This window comes from Pandoraea terrae (assembly GCF_902459695.1).
GTDB lineage: Bacteria > Pseudomonadota > Gammaproteobacteria > Burkholderiales > Burkholderiaceae > Pandoraea > Pandoraea terrae.
This window is the reverse complement of sequence record NZ_CABPRZ010000006.1, coordinates 113645-129438: the sequence shown is the minus strand read 5'-3', so window position 1 is coordinate 129438 and position 15794 is coordinate 113645. Positions and strand designations below refer to the sequence as shown.

Annotated in this window: 16 protein-coding genes; 14 read left to right on the top strand and 2 right to left on the bottom strand. The window is 60.3% G+C overall.

The features are described from left to right. The first annotated feature begins 5 nt into the window (after positions 1-5). Both PTE30175_RS09030 and PTE30175_RS09025 read left to right on the top strand, forming a co-directional pair. Positions 6-1076, top strand: a complete 1071-nt coding sequence (locus PTE30175_RS09030; protein WP_150696734.1) for a WD40/YVTN/BNR-like repeat-containing protein — start codon at positions 6-8, stop codon at positions 1074-1076. Then, positions 1073-3568, top strand: a complete 2496-nt coding sequence (locus PTE30175_RS09025) for an efflux RND transporter permease subunit (RefSeq protein WP_150696733.1) — start codon at positions 1073-1075, stop codon at positions 3566-3568. Before PTE30175_RS09030 ends, PTE30175_RS09025 begins: the two co-directional genes overlap by 4 nt. 46 nt (positions 3569-3614) lie before the next feature. Here the strand turns inward: PTE30175_RS09025 and PTE30175_RS09020 are convergent, their stop codons facing one another. Next, positions 3615-4283: an SDR family NAD(P)-dependent oxidoreductase gene (locus PTE30175_RS09020; RefSeq protein WP_150696732.1), complete on the bottom strand. Its 669-nt coding sequence runs from the start codon at positions 4281-4283 to the stop codon at positions 3615-3617. A gap of 185 nt (positions 4284-4468) precedes the next feature. Here PTE30175_RS09020 and PTE30175_RS09015 point away from each other — a divergent pair, with 185 nt between their 5' ends. The 6 genes from PTE30175_RS09015 (at position 4469) to PTE30175_RS08990 (ending at position 10174) form a co-directional block, all read left to right on the top strand. Then, positions 4469-5386: a LysR family transcriptional regulator gene (locus PTE30175_RS09015; RefSeq protein WP_150696731.1), complete on the top strand. Its 918-nt coding sequence runs from the start codon at positions 4469-4471 to the stop codon at positions 5384-5386. A gap of 229 nt (positions 5387-5615) precedes the next feature. After that, positions 5616-7178, top strand: a complete 1563-nt coding sequence (locus tag PTE30175_RS09010; protein WP_150696730.1) for an amidase — start codon at positions 5616-5618, stop codon at positions 7176-7178. 63 nt (positions 7179-7241) lie between these two features. Then, a complete protein-coding gene (nthB, locus tag PTE30175_RS09005) occupies positions 7242-7949 on the top strand; it encodes a nitrile hydratase subunit beta (protein WP_150696729.1) in 708 nt (235 codons plus the stop codon). Positions 7950-7962: 13 nt separating this feature from the next. After that, a complete protein-coding gene (gene nthA / locus PTE30175_RS09000; protein ID WP_150696728.1) occupies positions 7963-8568 on the top strand; it encodes a nitrile hydratase subunit alpha in 606 nt (201 codons plus the stop codon). 10 nt (positions 8569-8578) lie between these two features. Beyond that, entirely contained in the window at positions 8579-8950 is a 372-nt protein-coding gene (locus tag PTE30175_RS08995; RefSeq protein ID WP_150696727.1) for a nitrile hydratase accessory protein, read from the top strand. Between the two features lie 186 nt (positions 8951-9136). Beyond that, the gene (locus PTE30175_RS08990; RefSeq protein ID WP_150696726.1) at positions 9137-10174 is read left to right on the top strand and encodes a HoxN/HupN/NixA family nickel/cobalt transporter; all 1038 of its coding nucleotides are present in this window, start codon (positions 9137-9139) and stop codon (positions 10172-10174) included. On the opposite strand, the gene PTE30175_RS08985 is transcribed toward PTE30175_RS08990, so the two are convergent. Then, a complete protein-coding gene (locus PTE30175_RS08985) occupies positions 10129-10404 on the bottom strand; it encodes a hypothetical protein (RefSeq protein WP_263596280.1) in 276 nt (91 codons plus the stop codon). The two genes, PTE30175_RS08990 and PTE30175_RS08985, sit on opposite strands and share 46 nt — an antisense overlap. Here PTE30175_RS08985 and PTE30175_RS08980 point away from each other — a divergent pair. From PTE30175_RS08980 to PTE30175_RS08955, 6 genes are all read left to right on the top strand, one after another. Continuing rightward, the gene (locus tag PTE30175_RS08980; protein ID WP_191628962.1) at positions 10403-10678 is read left to right on the top strand and encodes a hypothetical protein; all 276 of its coding nucleotides are present in this window, start codon (positions 10403-10405) and stop codon (positions 10676-10678) included. The genes PTE30175_RS08985 and PTE30175_RS08980 overlap by 2 nt on opposite strands. Before the next feature lie 18 nt (positions 10679-10696). Further along, positions 10697-11920, top strand: a complete 1224-nt coding sequence (locus PTE30175_RS08975) for an urea ABC transporter substrate-binding protein (protein WP_150696723.1) — start codon at positions 10697-10699, stop codon at positions 11918-11920. 36 nt (positions 11921-11956) lie between these two features. After that, on the top strand, positions 11957-12823 hold the full coding sequence (locus tag PTE30175_RS08970; protein WP_150696722.1) for an ABC transporter permease subunit: 867 nt from the start codon (positions 11957-11959) through the stop codon (positions 12821-12823). An 80-nt stretch (positions 12824-12903) separates the two neighbouring features. After that, positions 12904-13959 (top strand): branched-chain amino acid ABC transporter permease, encoded by a 1056-nt coding sequence (locus PTE30175_RS08965; protein ID WP_224788662.1) that lies wholly within the window; start codon positions 12904-12906, stop codon positions 13957-13959. 13 nt (positions 13960-13972) lie between these two features. Next, positions 13973-14689: an ATP-binding cassette domain-containing protein gene (locus PTE30175_RS08960; protein ID WP_150696720.1), complete on the top strand. Its 717-nt coding sequence runs from the start codon at positions 13973-13975 to the stop codon at positions 14687-14689. Beyond that, positions 14686-15408: an ABC transporter ATP-binding protein gene (locus tag PTE30175_RS08955; RefSeq protein WP_191628942.1), complete on the top strand. Its 723-nt coding sequence runs from the start codon at positions 14686-14688 to the stop codon at positions 15406-15408. Before PTE30175_RS08960 ends, PTE30175_RS08955 begins: the two co-directional genes overlap by 4 nt. Positions 15409-15794 lie beyond the last annotated feature (386 nt).

Genomic DNA, 15794 nt, shown 5'->3' with positions numbered 1-15794 from the left:
CCAGCATGCACGAGAAGGTGAAAGCAATGCGCATATTGGAACGTGCGAGCCGCCGGCGGGCTTGGGTGGTCGGAGCCATTCTGGCTCTGGCCGCCTGGCCTTGTGTGGCGCTCGATCTGGACCCGCTCGACCCGTTGGCGCAACCCGCGGCCCAGAGTGTGCGGGCGGCGTCATCGGTGCTCATAGCTGTGGCACGCGCCGGGAACCGGATTGTGGCGGTGGGGGAGAGCGGCATCATCATTGCCTCCGATGATGACGGCAAGAGCTGGTCGCAGGCGAAGGTGCCGGTGAGCGTAACGCTGACAAGCGTCTACTTCGCTACGCCGCAAAAGGGCTGGGCGGTGGGGCATAGCGGCGTCGTACTCGCCACGAGCGATGGTGGCAAGACTTGGAGCAAGCAACTCGACGGGGCGCAATTGGCTCAGTTGCCCAAGGATGCGGGCGCGCCTGCCACCAACGCGGGCGACCCGATCCTCGATGTCTACTTTGCTGACGAAACCAATGGATTCGTGGTGGGTGCCTTCGGGCTGATGCTGCGTACTGGCGACGGCGGCAAGACCTGGGAGCGGTGGGAGCAACACGTGCCCAATTCTGAAGGCAGCCACCTCTATGGGATTCGTGCGGTGGGCGATGCGCTCTACATCGTGGGCGAGCGCGGTGCCATCTTTGTGTCGACCGATCGCGCGGAGCACTTCATCGCGGTCAAGTCTCCTTACGAAGGCAGCTTCTTTGGACTCACGGGCGTGCCCGGTAACGGTGTTCTGGTGTTCGGCTTGCGGGGGCATGCCTTCGTCTCCCGCGACCGCGGGCAGAGCTGGTCGGAGATAAAGACGGGCAGCGGCAATGCCTGGACCGGTGCGGCAATGCTCGATGACAAGCGCGTCGTTATGGTGAGCCAGGCCGGGGAGATCGTCCGTAGCGAGGACGGGGGCAGGCGCTTTGAGGCCGTGCCTGAGCGGCGCGCGCCACTGTCCGCGGTTGTCGGCACGGCTCATGGCGGCATGATCGCCGTGGGGGTGCGTGGGGCCGGCCTTGTTGAACTGCCGGTGCAAAAGACTGGAGCTTCTGGATCATGAATCACCTTAAGGAAGCAGGCGAGCACGGTCCGTCTGTCGATTATCAGCATCCTGCGAGCTTCGACAAACAGTCGGGCTCCCGAGTCGAGCGGCTGTTCTTCAACCACCGGCGGATCGTCGTCGTCCTGTGCGCCCTGATCACAATCGTGCTCGGCTTGCAGGCCAGCAAGCTGCAGCTCGCGGCTAGCTTCGAGCGCATGCTGCCCAGCGAACACCCGTATGTTTCCAACTTCCGGCAGTTCGCCCAGCAGCTTTCCGGCTCCGGCAATGTCTTGCGCATAACGGTGGCCACCAAGCGTGACTCCGTCTTCTACCCGGAGTACCTGGAGAAGCTGCGCAAGATCAATGACGAAGTGTATCTGTACCAGGGGGTGGACCGGGCCTACATGAAGTCGATCTACATGGCCGCGGTGCGCTGGATGGCGGTGACCGAGCAGGGATTGGAAGGCGGGCCCGTGATGCCCGATGGCTTTGACGGATCGCCCGCGAAGCTGGCCGAGCTGCGCAACAACATCGAGCGCTCGGGTCAGATCGGGCAACTGGTGGCGGCCGACTACAAATCCACTATCGTGCTGCTACCGCTGCTCGATGTCGACTACAACACGGGCAAGCCGCTGGACTATCAGGCGCTCAACCACAAGCTTGAGCAACTGCGCGCCAAGTACCAATCGCAGGACATTCAGATACACGTGACCGGTTTCGCCAAGGTGGCCGGCGACCTGCTCGATGGCTTGCGTCAGATTCTGCTGTTCTTCGCGGTCGCCATCGCCATTTGTACAGCGGTGCTGTTCTGGTACACGCGCTGCTGGCGCAGCACTCTGCTGGTCGTCACCTGTTCGCTGGTGGCGGTGATTTGGCTGCTGGGTCTGTTGCCCTTGCTCGGGTTCACGTTGAATCCGTACTCGATCCTGGTGCCGTTCCTGGTGTTCGCCATTGGCATGAGCCATGGCGCGCAGAAGATGAACGGCATCATGCAGGATATCGGGCGCGGCGCCCCGAAGCTGATGGCCGCGCGCCTGACGTTCCGGCGGCTGTTCCTGGCGGGACTGACCGCGCTGCTGGCCGATGCCGTTGGATTCGCGGTGCTGATGGTCATCAAGATCCCCGTGATTCAGGATCTGGCGTTGGCCGCGAGCTTGGGCGTGGCGGTCCTGATCTTTACCAACCTGGTGCTGCTGCCGATCCTGCTGTCGTATGCCGGCGTGAGTCCGACGGCGGCCCTGCGCAGCCTCAAGGCCGAGCGGATGGAGTCCGAAGACGGGCAACACCGCAAGCATCCGTTCTGGGCCTTCCTGGACCTGTTTACCGAGCGCAAATGGGCGAGTCTGGCGGTGGTCGCCGCCGCGGCTTTGGGGGGGGCAGGGTTCGTGGTCAGCCTCGATCTGAAGATCGGGGATCTGGATCCGGGGGCGCCCGAGCTGCGGGCCGATTCGCGCTACAACCGCGACAATGCCTATGTGGTGGGCCATTATGCGGCAAGCAGCGATGTCTATACGGTGATGGTGCCCACGCCTAAGGGCCGCTGCTCGGAATATTCGACGCTGCTTCGCGTGCACGCCCTCGAGTCTCGCCTGCGGGCGCTGCCCGGCGTGGAATCGACGCTGTCGTTCGTGGGCACCGCCAAGAACGGTCTCGTGGGTTTCGCAGAGGGCAACCCGAAGTGGTATGAGCTCTCGCGCGATCAGGCCAGCATCAATTCCGTGACCCAGTATGCGCCGCGCGAAACCCTGGATGCGCAGTGCAGTTTCCTGACTATCCAGACGTATCTGACAGACCATAAGGCGGACACACTCACAGCGGTCTCGAGGCTGGTCGACGAGTTCGGTGCGCAGTACAACAGTGAGGCGGCCCGCTTCCTGCCGGCGGCCGGGAATGCGGGCGTCGAGGCCGCGACCAACATCGTGGTCAAGCAGGCCAACCGGCAGATGCTGATGCTGGTCTACGGTGCGGTGATCATTCTGGCCTTCATCACATTCCGTTCATGGCGGGCGGTGCTGTGCGCAGTGCTGCCCCTGGTACTGACGTCGATACTGTCCGAGGCGCTGATGGTATGGCTCGGTATCGGCGTGAAGGTAGCGACTTTGCCGGTGGTGGCCCTCGGTGTAGGGATCGGCGTCGACTACGCACTGTACGTGCTGAGCGTGACGCTGGCGAATTTGCGGGCGGGCAAGCGCCTGTCAGAGGCCTACTATGGTGCCTTGCTCTTTACCGGCAAGGTGGTCGTGCTGACCGGCATCACCTTGGGCATCGCGGTGGCGACGTGGGCCTTCTCGCCAATCAAGTTCCAGGGCGACATGGGGATCCTGCTGGCCTTCATGTTCTTGTGGAACATGTTGGGCGCGCTGATCCTGCTGCCGGCATTGGGGCACTTCCTGTTGCGCGAGCGCGCATCGGTCGGTGTCGGCGCGGTTGGCGGGGAGACTCCCGCGAGCCTGCGCCAGTCGGGCGTCACGGAACAGGTCGATGCCGGGCAACAAGTCGTTGGACTGTGATCGATGGAAGGCGTTGGGCCTGGGGGCGAATTGGCGACCGTTTGACTCAGGTTACGATTTTTTCCCATTCCCACGATTTCGCATCCGTCTGCTCATGCAGAGTCCAGAACGCCTCGGCGATTTCCTTGGGCTTGTTTGTTTCGGGGGACACGAATGTGCAAACGGTCACTGTTGCAAGGTGGATGTTGTGGGCGCGCAGCGGCTCGAAAAGAGCCTTCGCCGCAGCACGGAGGCCTGCCTTCGCAACGCTGATATTGATGAAGTCGGGACTTGGCTCGATGCCGAAGCCTCCGCCGGTCAGCAGGATCGTACCGCCGCCACGGAGCGAAAGCACTTGTTTTGCCGCTTGCACGGCGGCCAAGGCACTCACGAGGTTGACGTTTGCATCGTGAGTCAGGCTGGCGGCGGTCTCAGCATCGAGAGGGCGCGTCAGCACCGTGCCACTCGCGTCATAGTGCAGCACGCCAGCGTTGTAGTGGAGCACTTCGAGGTCGTTTTCGTGGCGCTGAATCAGTTGCTGAACCGCTACCGGGTTCGACGCGTCGGCGCTTTCGAACACGACGTCGACTCCCGACTCACGCAGCGACCTGATGGCACCTTCGAGACGGGCTTCGGAGCGCGATGCGAGGACAATGCGGTAGCCATGGGCTGCGAATTGCTCGGCTGTTGCGAGCCCGATCCCCGGGCCGGCACCTAAGACAAGATAGGTTTTCAAAGTGGGTTCCTTGCGTTGTGTGCAAAATCAACATTGCGTTGGGCTTCCCCTCGTAATCGCTGGTTACTGATAGGCGGTCGAGGATGAGCTGCAAGGATAGGGGGCCGGGCATCGTCCGGGAATCACCGCTCGATTACACTCGTTATGAACTTTAAATTCATAATGTGTATTGGTGCGGAGGTAACATGATTTTTGGACCACAGCTGAAGGCACACCCGAGCCTGACGGCTTTATTGGCGTTCGAAGCCGTCGCCCGTCACAGAAATTTCAGCCAGGCGGCAGTGGAACTGCAGATCACGCCAACCGCAATTTCGCGGACGATCAAGAACTTGGAGGCGCAACTTAACGTTCGGCTTTTCAATCGCACCACCCGCAGCGTCGCACTGACCGAGTCGGGAGCCCAGCTACTGGAGTCGCTCGGCCCTGCGTTGGAAAGGATCTCGGAGTCCGTTCAACACATTGGCGAGACGGTCGATATGCCCAAGGGTGTTTTGCGTATCAATACGTCTTACGTGGCCTACGCCTGTTTCGTTCAGCCATTTCAAAAGGCTTTCGTCGAACGGTACCCAGACATCACGTTCGACGTCACGATCGACGACCGGCTTGTCGACATTGTGGGGACCGGTTTCGATGCCGGGATCCGGCTCGGGCACGCCGTACAGCAAGACATGGTCGCAGTGCCGCTTGGCCCGGATCAGAAGACGGTCGTCGTCGCCTCTTCGGCGTATCTGGACCTTCACGGCACGCCTTATAGCCCCGACGATCTGTTCGGTCATCGCTGCATCCGCCAGCGCTTTGGCGGCAGTGGCCGCTTTTTCGAATGGCGCTTTGGCAGCCGTAGAGCGCCGTTCGAGATGCACGTCGAAGGTAACCTGGTTTTCAACGAAATGCGCAGTGTGATGGACGCTGCCGCAAACGGGCTCGGCCTTGCGTACGTGTACAGGCAGTTCGCCGAGCCGGCGCTTGACGACGGACGTATCGTTCCGCTTCTGGAGCGACACTGCGTGCCGGGCGCGCCGTTCTACCTCTACTATCCGCATCGTTCACGTATGCCTGGCAAGCTGAGAGCATTCGTCAGCTTTATGCGCGAAATTCACGGCTGATCGGCGCTGTACATCCTCGGGCCACGAACGGTATGCAGGTTAAATCATTGGCGATCGTGGGCAACTAGTCGCCCGGGTTGTCTTGGGCAGTCAAATACGAATGACCGTCCTGAACAAGCGTCTCGCATATTGGCTTCGTAGCATGACTATCAAGTCGGCTGCCGTCGCGTGCGGTTTCGTGCGTCAGCCTCATGTTCTTCGTGTACTACATTCTCTTTGCGAGGTTTAAGTGAATACCCGTAGCTCCGATCGTTCCGGTACTGCGCAGAGCAGCGTCGCCGACATTCCGGCGCCGACCCCGGAGGATGTTCTCCAGATTTCTCGCAACCTCGGGCTTGGAGTGAGCGAGCAGGACGCCGGCTTTTACGCCGACGTCGTGGCGAAGAGCGTGAAGATTTACGATACCGTCTTTGCCATCGCGGCGGAGGGCGCGCCCCGGGCGCCTACGGGGCGCGAATACTCCGCCCCCCCCGCAGCGGAAAACGCCAACAACGCGTGGTACGTACGTTCGCATATCGTCGAATCGCCGACCGGCCGTCTGTCCGGCCGGCGCATCGCGATCAAGGACAGCATTCCCGTAGCGGGTCTGCCGATGCTGGCCGGCGCCAATATATTCGAAGGGTATATCCCCGAGTTCGACGCAGAAGTGGTGCGCCGTATTCTGGCCGAAGGTGGCGCGATCGCAGGCAAGGCGCATTGCGAATATCTTTGCTTCTCGGGCAGCAGCCATACGAACGTCGCAGGCCGAATCCAGAACCCGTGGGCGGATGGCTTTTCGTCCGGGGGCTCGTCTTCCGGCTCGGCGGTGCTCGTCGCCACTGGCGAAGTCGACATGGCGCTGGGGGCCGACCAGGCCGGTTCGATTCGTATGCCGGCCTCGTTCAGCGGGATCGTCGGGCTCAAACCGACCTATGGTCTCGTACCCTATACCGGCATCGCGCCGCTCGACGCGTCATTCGATCACGTTGGCCCGATGACGGCTAACGTCGCGGACGCGGCGCTGCTCCTGAGCGTGATTGCCGGTCCGGACGGTAGCGATGCTCGCCAGCACGGCGTGAAGCCGGCGAATTATGAGGTGGCGCTTGGCCAAGGCGTCAAGGGCCTGCGTATCGGCGTGCTCAAGGAAGGCTTCGAAGTACCGGGCAGCGACCCAGCAGTGGGCGAGCGCGTTCACCGTGCTGCCGCCGTTCTGGAGAGGCTCGGTGCGACCGTCGTTGATGTCTCGGTTCCGCTGCACATGCACGGTTTCGATATCTGGACGTCGATCGGCTGGACGGGCATGACGGAAACGGTCTTAAAGGGCAATGGATTCGGGATCTCCCGCAATGACCAGTACCCGATTTCGATGATGGAATGGGCTCGCGACCATGCAGCCGGAATCGATCAGGCGCCGCCGAGTGTCAAGCTCTTCTTCGTCATCTCCGAATACGCCAAACGCCATATCGGTTATGTGGGTTATGGCAATGGCATCAACGCCGGCCGCCTGCTGCGCCGCCAATATGACGAGGTGCTTAAAGACGTCGATCTGCTGCTGATGCCCACGACACCAATGACGGCCACACCGCTACCTGATGCGTCGACGTCGATCGAGACGGAGCTGAAGACGTCGCATCCGATGGCGCTCAACACGTCGCCGTTCGATTTCACGCATCACCCAGCGCTCACGCTACCCTGCGGCGGCGTCGACGGCATGCCGGTAGGCCTGATGCTCGTCGGACGACATTACGACGAGGCTTCGATTTTCCGCGCCGCGAACGCGTATGAAGAAACGGGCGAAGGTGCGTTCAGATAAGTACGTTAACTATGACGAATGTCCCGGTAGTCCGGAGCACCAATCAACGACTGGAGATCTAGCATGATAGGAATTCATGACATCGGTGGTTTCCACAACCTCGGACCCATCCAGACCAGGGACGAGGTCGTGTTCCATGAGCCGTGGGAGGGCCTGACCTTCGGTCTTCTGCTGGTTGCGGGCACGGTTGGGACGTGGGCGCTGGACGAATTCCGGCACATCATCGAAAAGATGCCGCCTGCAGACTACCTGAAGACGCCGTACTACGTGCACTGGCTGGAAGCGATCGAAGAACTGTGCGTGCGAGACGGGCTCGTAACGCGTGAGGAACTTGGTGCGCGTCAGCAAGCAGTCCGGAACGGAAAGCCGCTGCCGGATCTGAGCGGCACGAAGGCCGACCCCGCAGTCGTCGAGCGCCTGCGCGAAGGTGCGAAGAAGATCGCGTACGTTGGCCTCGGTGCGCGACGCCCGGATCAGAAGGAGTCTTTCGCGGTCGGCGATCGCGTGCGTGCGCGCATGAAGGCCGTTCCCGGCCATACGCGCCTGCCTCGCTTTGTATGGAACAAGCCTGGCACCATCGTGGCCTACAGTGGCACGTATCCGCTGGCCGACACGGTGGCCCATCGCAAGGGCGAAAACGCCCAGCCGACCTACGCGGTCCGGTTCGACGGCAAAGACCTCTGGGGCGACGACGCGGAGCCCAACACCAGCGTGACCATGGACCTTTACGAGTGTTACATGGACCTTGATACTGCGGCGGCGGCTGCTTGAGACGGAGAGCAACATGAGCGAACACCATCACCACCCACACGAGCTTTCGGAAGGCGAGGTCCGCGCGCGCGCGCTCGAGTCTCTGCTACGTGAAAAGGGCGTGCTCCAAGGGCCGGTCATCGACGAGATCATTGATACCTACACAAACGACATTGGACCGATGAACGGCGCGCGCGCCGTGGCGAAGGCCTGGGTCGATCCCGAGTACAAGAAGCGGCTGCTCCAGAACGCAACGGCGGCTGTTGCTGAACTTGGCATCAGCGGCATGGAGGGTGAGAACCTTGTCGCAGTCGAGAATACGGACGACGTTCACCACGTGATCGTCTGCACGCTGTGCTCCTGCTATCCGTGGCCCGTTCTTGGTCTGCCTCCGCGCTGGTACAAGGACGCGCCGTACCGCGCGCGGGTTGTGCGTGAGCCGCGCGCGGTGCTGGCCGAATTCGGCACGTCTGTGCCGGAAAGCAAGCCGGTCAAGGTTCTCGATAGTAATGTCGAAGTCCGCTATTTCATCGTGCCGCAACGCCCGAAAGGCACCGAGGGCTTCGCCGAAGAAGCCCTGGCCAAGCTGGTCACGCGTGACTCGATGGTCGGCGTGACGGTTCTGCCGGACGTCGCTTAGGAGCAACGACATGGAAGCGACGTATACGCCTTGCACAACGGGCACGGCCGGAGCCGAACTCGACCGCAACGTGACAGCCATGACCGGCGAGATTGCCATGCCGCGCGCGAACGGCGAGCTGGTTTTCGACGCGCCTTGGCAGAGCCGCGCGTTCGGTATGGCAGTAAGCCTTTCCAAGGCCGGCTACTTCACCTGGGACAAGTTTCGTACCGAGCTTGCCAGAGCAATTCGCGATCACGGCCAAAACGGCGTCGATGAGTATTACCTGCGTTGGCTCGACGCTCTCGAACAGTCGATGGCGGGTAGCGCCGTGATCGACCATAAGGTCTTGCACGAGCGCGAAGAGGACTTCCGGCACGGAGGGCGCGACGAGGTGTTCTGACGCGCATTGCAGTCGGGCGCGCTGCGTGGGCTCGACGCGGCCTGCCCCGACATAGGAGCGCGCCGTCGTCTATGAGAAGCGGTCGGCGGCGCTTGCTTTGTGCCACCGGCCGTCGTCCGGCTGTTCGCCGGAATTTGGACATTCGATAAGCAAGAGGATGCTGTGTATAAGCGATACATTGCGACGATGCTTGATGACAGCAGCAACGGGCTGCGCGGCCGCGTAACGGCGATGATTACCGTCGTCGTCGCTGCGAACCTTGCGGCGTGGGTTTATGCCGCGATTGTGTTGCACAGTCATCCGCTCCTGCTAGGAACGGCGTTGCTCGCCTACACGTTCGGCCTGCGGCACGCCGTAGACGCGGACCATATCGCCGCGATCGACAACACCACGCGCAAGCTGATGCAGACAGGGCGTCGCCCCGTGTCGGCGGCATTCTTCTTCGCGGTGGGGCATTCCACCATCGTCATCTTGCTTTCTTTGGGCGTTGCGTTTGCCGCATCCTCGATCGAAGGGCATTTCGACGAGCTGAAGTCGATCGGTGGCGTGATTGCCACGTCGGTATCCGCAACGTTTTTGCTCGTTCTTGCCATTGTCAACGTGCAGATTCTGTTCTCTGTGATCCAGACGTTCCGCCGGGTCAAACGCGGAGAGGCACTTGTGGAGGAGGATCTCGATATTCTCATGAACAAGAGTGGCGTGCTGAGCCGCATCTTCCGTCCACTATTCAAGCTCGTCACGCGCAGCTGGCATATGTTCCCGCTCGGGTTCCTGTTCGGCTTGAGTTTCGATACGGCAACGGAGGTAGCCTTGTTCGGCATCTCCGCAACGCAGGCGACCAGAGGAATGTCGGTGGAAACTATTTTCGTGTTTCCGACGCTATTCATGGCGGGCATGACGCTCATCGATACGGCCGATGGCCTGCTTATGCTCGGGGCGTATGGCTGGGCGTTCCGCCGGCCCACGAGAAAGCTCTTCTATAACATCACGATTACGTTCGTGTCAGTCGTGGCCGCGGTTCTTATTGGCGGTATCGAGGTGTTAGCGCTTTCGGCACAGCAGTTTCAGCTCAAAGGCGTGTTCTGGGATTTCATCGGCAGAATGTCCGACAATTTCGGAATGATCGGCTATCTGGTCGTCGGGTTGTTTATTGTCAGCTGGCTTGTTTCCGTCGCAATTTACAGGTTTGGAAAATACGACGACCTGCCAGTGAACTTCGGATAGAACGCAAGTCTACTCAAGTTCGCTGTTTCAGGCTCGGACGAGATTAGCCCATAGTCGCTGTTATCCTGACCGAAGCCTTCGTTCCATATCGCGATTTTCAATCCATCGACTCCCCGCTCGAGCGCCGGCATGTAGTTCGTGTCGAGGCCGGGCGCCACTTTCCCTTGCTGGCGCGTGTCATGCGCGTCATATCCAGCAATGATGGAAAGCAACTTTGCAATGCCTGCCATGGTGCTCGCCATGGGGCCCACGTGGTCGAGCGCCGCCCAGCTCATTGCTTCCGGTGCGCAGTCTCCCATGCCCATCCTGACGAATCAAAAAACGATGTCCTTGCATGTGGCGGCTAAGCGCGCGGGAGGCGGCTTTGCGTTGCCTCCCGTCGCCTTGTGTCTGTCACAGTCAAAGGTGCTGACCTCCGACGCCAAGAATCGCAAATTTCGAAACTTTAAGCTGCATGGAGACGAGTGCCGCACCCTCGCGGCGTTGACCAAAAAAATCTGTTGATTCCTGGAGAAGATAAAGATGGATCGTCGTTCGTTTATCAAAACGTCGGCCGTATCGCTGGCCGCCGCGAGCGCTGGCATGCCGTTGATCGCCTCGGCTGCAGACGAGATTCTCGTAGGTGGGTTGCATGATCTTTCTGGGGGGATCGACATTTATGGGAAGCCGATGGTCGATTGCCTGACGTTTGCAATCGAAGAGTGGAATGCAAAAGGTGGTCTTCTTGGCAAAAAGATCCGCTTTATCAATTTCGACACCCAGTCGAACATGCAGTTGTATGCGCAATATTCCCAGCAACTCGCGCTGAAAGACAAGGTCGCCGTGGTTCACGGCGGCATCACGTCGGCATCGCGCGAGGTGGTGCGCCCGGTACTCGACCGCTACCGCACCCTCTACTTCTATAACCAGGAATACGAAGGCGGTGTCTGCGATCGAAACACGTTCTGTACCGGCGTGACGCCGGCACAAACCGTGGCAAAACTGGTGCCGTACGCGATGAAGAAGTGGGGCAAGAAGGTGTACGTCATTGCTGCCGATTACAACTACGGCCAGATCACTTCACAGTGGATCAAGAAGTATGTCAAGGAAAACGGAGGAACGGTCTCCGCTATCGACTATTTCCCGCTCGACGTGACCACTTTCGCTTCGACGATTTCGAAGATCGAATCGGCGAAACCCGACATGATCGTCTCGTGCCTCGTGGGAGGCTCCCACATGTCGTTCTATCGTCAATGGGCGGCAGCGGGGATGCAGAAGAAGATTCCACTGGCTTCGACTACCTTCGGCATCGGCAACGAGCAGATCATCCTCTCGCCGAGCGAGTGCGACGGCTTCCTGCTCGCCTATAACTATTTCGAATCCGCAGACAACCCCGTCAACAAGGCATTCAAGACCAATTTCCGCAAGCGTTTCGGCAGCAACTATCCGAACGTTACCGAATTGGCCATGAGCGCCTATCAGGGCTTCAACCTCTGGGCCGAAGGGGTGAAGAAAGCGGGCACGGTGGATCGCATGAAAGTCATCGCCGCGCTGGAGGCGGGCGTAACGATCGACACTCCGAGCGGCAAGCTGTCGATCGACCCAGCGACCCACCACTGCATCCAAAACGTCAGTATTGCGGAGGTGCAGGACCATCAGTTCAAGGTACTCGAATCGTTCCCGGCACAGCCGCCGGGCGACACGAGCGCTGTCTGCAATCTGATCCGGAATCCGCAGGACAACCGGCAGTACACCATCAAGTTTTGAGAGTGCGGGACGGTCTTTTCGATAGAGGGGTAGGTGATGGATCTCGTTGCAGTCGTCGCAATACAGATCGTCTTCGCGATCGCGAGTCTGGTGATAGTGTCGGCGGGCCTGGCGGTCGTGTTCGGGATGATGAAGGTGATTAACCTTGCGCACGGCGAATTCATGATGTTGGGTGCCTATGCCGTCATCGCTGCGATAAAGTTCGGCATCAATATATGGGTTGGTATGTTTGTGGTCGCGCCAATCTCGGTGGCGATGGTCGGCGTCGTTCTCGAGCGCCTGTTCATCCGGCGGTTGTATGGGAGGATGGTCGATACCATGTTGGCTACGTGGGGGCTCTCGCTGCTGTTGATTGGTATCGTGACCTCCGTCGCAGGCAACACGACGTCAGGAATCTCCGCTCCGCTGGGGAGTTTCTCCATCGGGGCGTATTCCGTGAGCAATTATTCGCTCGTCGTCATTGCCGTCGCGGTCGTGATCGTCGTAGCACTGCGGCTCATTCTCGTGCGAACGTCTCTCGGCCTCGTTGCTCGGGGCACGATGCAGAATCCGGAAATGGCGGATGCACTTGGCATTAACCCCGGGCTTGTCTATTCCGGTACGTTTGCGCTGGGCGCAGCGCTCTCCGGACTTGCGGGCGCGCTGCTGGCGCCGCTGACCGGCGTCGTTCCGACAATGGGCGGAGCGTTTGTCGCGAAGGCGTTCATCACGGTCATTGGCGGCGGCCCGGCGGTCGTGCTGGGCATGATCAGTTCTTCGGTACTTTTCGGCGCACTGAACCAGGTCGTGACGTTTGCGTCGACGCCCGTGTTCGGCGAGGTTGCCTTGCTCGTCGGGGCCATCGTCATGTTGCGGCTACTGCCGCAAGGTATCACTGGGCGGTTTTTCAAGGGGGCGCTATGAACCACAGCCGGACATCAAAGCATGATTTCGTTCCCGGCGCCAACGCGCTGCAACGATTCGCCAGGTCATGGAAAAGCGCGGTGCTTACGCTCGCCATCGGGGCCACTCTCCTGCTGACGCTTCCGCGCATGCTCGACGACTTTATGCTCGTTCAGGCGACGGTCTATGTGGTGATGGCCATACTCGCGGTGAGTCTGGGCTTTATATGGGGTTTCGGCGGGATCCTTTGCTTTGGCCAGTCGGCGTTTTTCGGCATCGGTGCATATACCTATGCGGTCGCGGTTGCGAACATGGGCGAAAGCACCATGCCGTTCATTCTCGCGATTGCCGTTCCCGCCGCTTTTGCCGCTGTCCTGGGTTATCTGATTTTTTTTGGCCGGCTATCCGACGTCTATATGGGCGTCATTACGTTGACTGTGACGCTCATTCTGTTCAACGTCATGAATTCGACGGCAGGGCCGGAATGGAATATCGGCAGCGCATCACTTGGAGGATTCAACGGCATCCCGGGGATCGCAGCGCTCAACGTGCCAGGGCATCCGGACGACGTCATCGGGCCGCAAGGCATCTTCTACATCGCAATGAGCTCACTGCTCATCGTGTACGCGTTGCTTCGCTGGCTGCTAGCCAGCAAGGCCGGCCGTATAATTGTCGCCGCGAAGGAGAACGAGCACCGAGTGCTGCTATTGGGCTATGACTCTCGCGTCTACAAGCTCATGACGTTTGTTCTGGGTGCCGCCATCGCGGGGCTGGCGGGCTGTCTGTTCGCCAACTGGGGCGCGTTTACGAGTCCGACCATTTTTAGCCTGTCGCAATCGGCGCAGATCATCATCTGGGTCATCGTCGGCGGCCTGGAGACACTCGTCGGGCCCGTGATCGGTTGCATTGCCATTCAATGGCTGACCACGCAGATCGGTACGCAGCAAGTGGTCAACTCGAATCTCGTGCTCGGTGCGGTACTGGTGGCATTCGTGCTCCTCGTGCCAAAGGGAATCGTTCCGGGTGTGGGCGGCATCGCAAACTGGACGTGGAAGCGTCTTCGCGGGCGCCGAAAAAACGCTGAACCGAATGGTTCCGGCAGCGCGAACGCATTCGGAAAGCGAACTGCCGCGGACGTTGCAAACGCGGACGCATGAGGAGGCCGCGAACATGACACCACTTATCGAGACACGGAACCTGAACGTCAAGTTTGGCGGCGTACACGCGAGCCGTGACATCAACTTCAGGCTTGCCGAGCAGGAGCTGCGTTGCGTTATCGGGCCGAACGGCGCCGGGAAAAGTACGTTTTTCAAATTGCTGACCGGCCAGGTCAAACCGACCTCCGGCGAAATACTCTTTCGCGGGCGTAACATCGCGGGAATGCAGCCCCACGAACCTGGCCGGCTCGGGATTGGCATCAAGACGCAAGTGCCAAGCTTGTTCAATGGCCTGACAGTTTGGGAAAACGTCTGGATCGCGGCAAGGCGGCTGAATACGCCGAGGCAAACTGAACGGATTACGTCTGAGGTTCTGGAGCGCGTGGGCATGCTCGCGTTTCGCGATGCAATCGTCGGCCTGCTTGCGCACGGTCAGCGCCAATGGGTTGAGCTGGCTGTCGTTATCGCGGGCGACCCGCCGCTGATTTTGCTCGATGAGCCTGCCGCTGGCATGAGCGACGCGGAAGTCGAACGGACCGCGCAGCTCATCCTTGAGATCAATCGGCGTCACGCTCTCGTGGTCGTCGAGCACGACATGGGCTTCATCCGAAAGATCGCCAAGACGGTCACGGTGTTGCACCAGGGTGCGATCATTCGAGAAGACACGCCCGAGAACATCATGACCGATCCGTTCGTCCAGCAGATTTACCTGGGGAAGAAGCCACAATGAACGAAAAGACCAGCTTGCTTGAGGCGCGCGGGTTATGTGCCGGCTACGGCTCGATCCCGATTCTCTTCGACGTCGATTTCGCTGCCGCTCCGGGCGAGTCGGTCGGCATCTTAGGGCATAACGGCATGGGCAAGACGACGTTCCTTCGAACGTTGATCGGTGCGTTGCGAGCCACCACCGGATCGATCCGGTTCGACGGCGCGGAGATCACCAGCCTGAAGCCGCATGAGCGCGCCGTCCGCGGGATGGCCTACGTCCCGCAAGGTCGTGCGATCTTTTCGACACTTACTGCGCACGAAAACCTGAGGCTGGGATTGTACAAGACGGGGCGGGATGCGACGGACGCAATCGAAACCCTGCTCGAGTATTTCCCGCGTCTCAAGCGTTTGCTTGACCGGCCAGGCGGTTCTCTATCGGGTGGTGAGCAGCAGCTGCTGGCACTCGGGCGAGCGCTGGCAGGTAATCCGTCGGTACTATTGCTGGACGAGCCTACGGAAGGCATCCAGCCTTCGATCATCGAGGAGATTGCGGAGACGTTGGTGACGTTGCGCGCAAGCATGGACCTATCGATCGTCCTCGTCGAGCAGAACCTGGACTTCATCGCCGCGGTTTCACAGCGTGTTCTCGTGATCCGCAGAGGGCAGTTCGTGGGCGAGATTCCGCACGAGCATTTGACAGACCTTGAGGTGGTCAGCCAGTACGCCGGCGTACACGCTTAGCGTTGATGCACCAGGGTGCGAGGGCCACTTCGGCAAGCTTACCTACATGTCCCCGTACCCGTGCACCTCTGTGCGGAGCCTCTGAAGCTTGTAACGCGAGCTAAACCGCCATCCGGCGGTTTAGCGGGCCTGAGGCCGTACTGTCTCTTTGTCCCCGCCGCTACCGCCACGCCCTTTGCGACTTTCGGCCCTAGTGCGATTTGCGCACAACGATTGCGGAGTTTTGCACTTTTTGTGTGCCTTCATCGCGGAAATAATGGCTTCACGCTCACCGCATCGATCCTGTGCAACCGCACTGGCATCTCTGTGGACGGCGCAAGAGCATCACTGGGTCTGACGTACCGCTCGATTCGGGGCAGGTGGCCGGCGCAAATGATGGCGTGGTC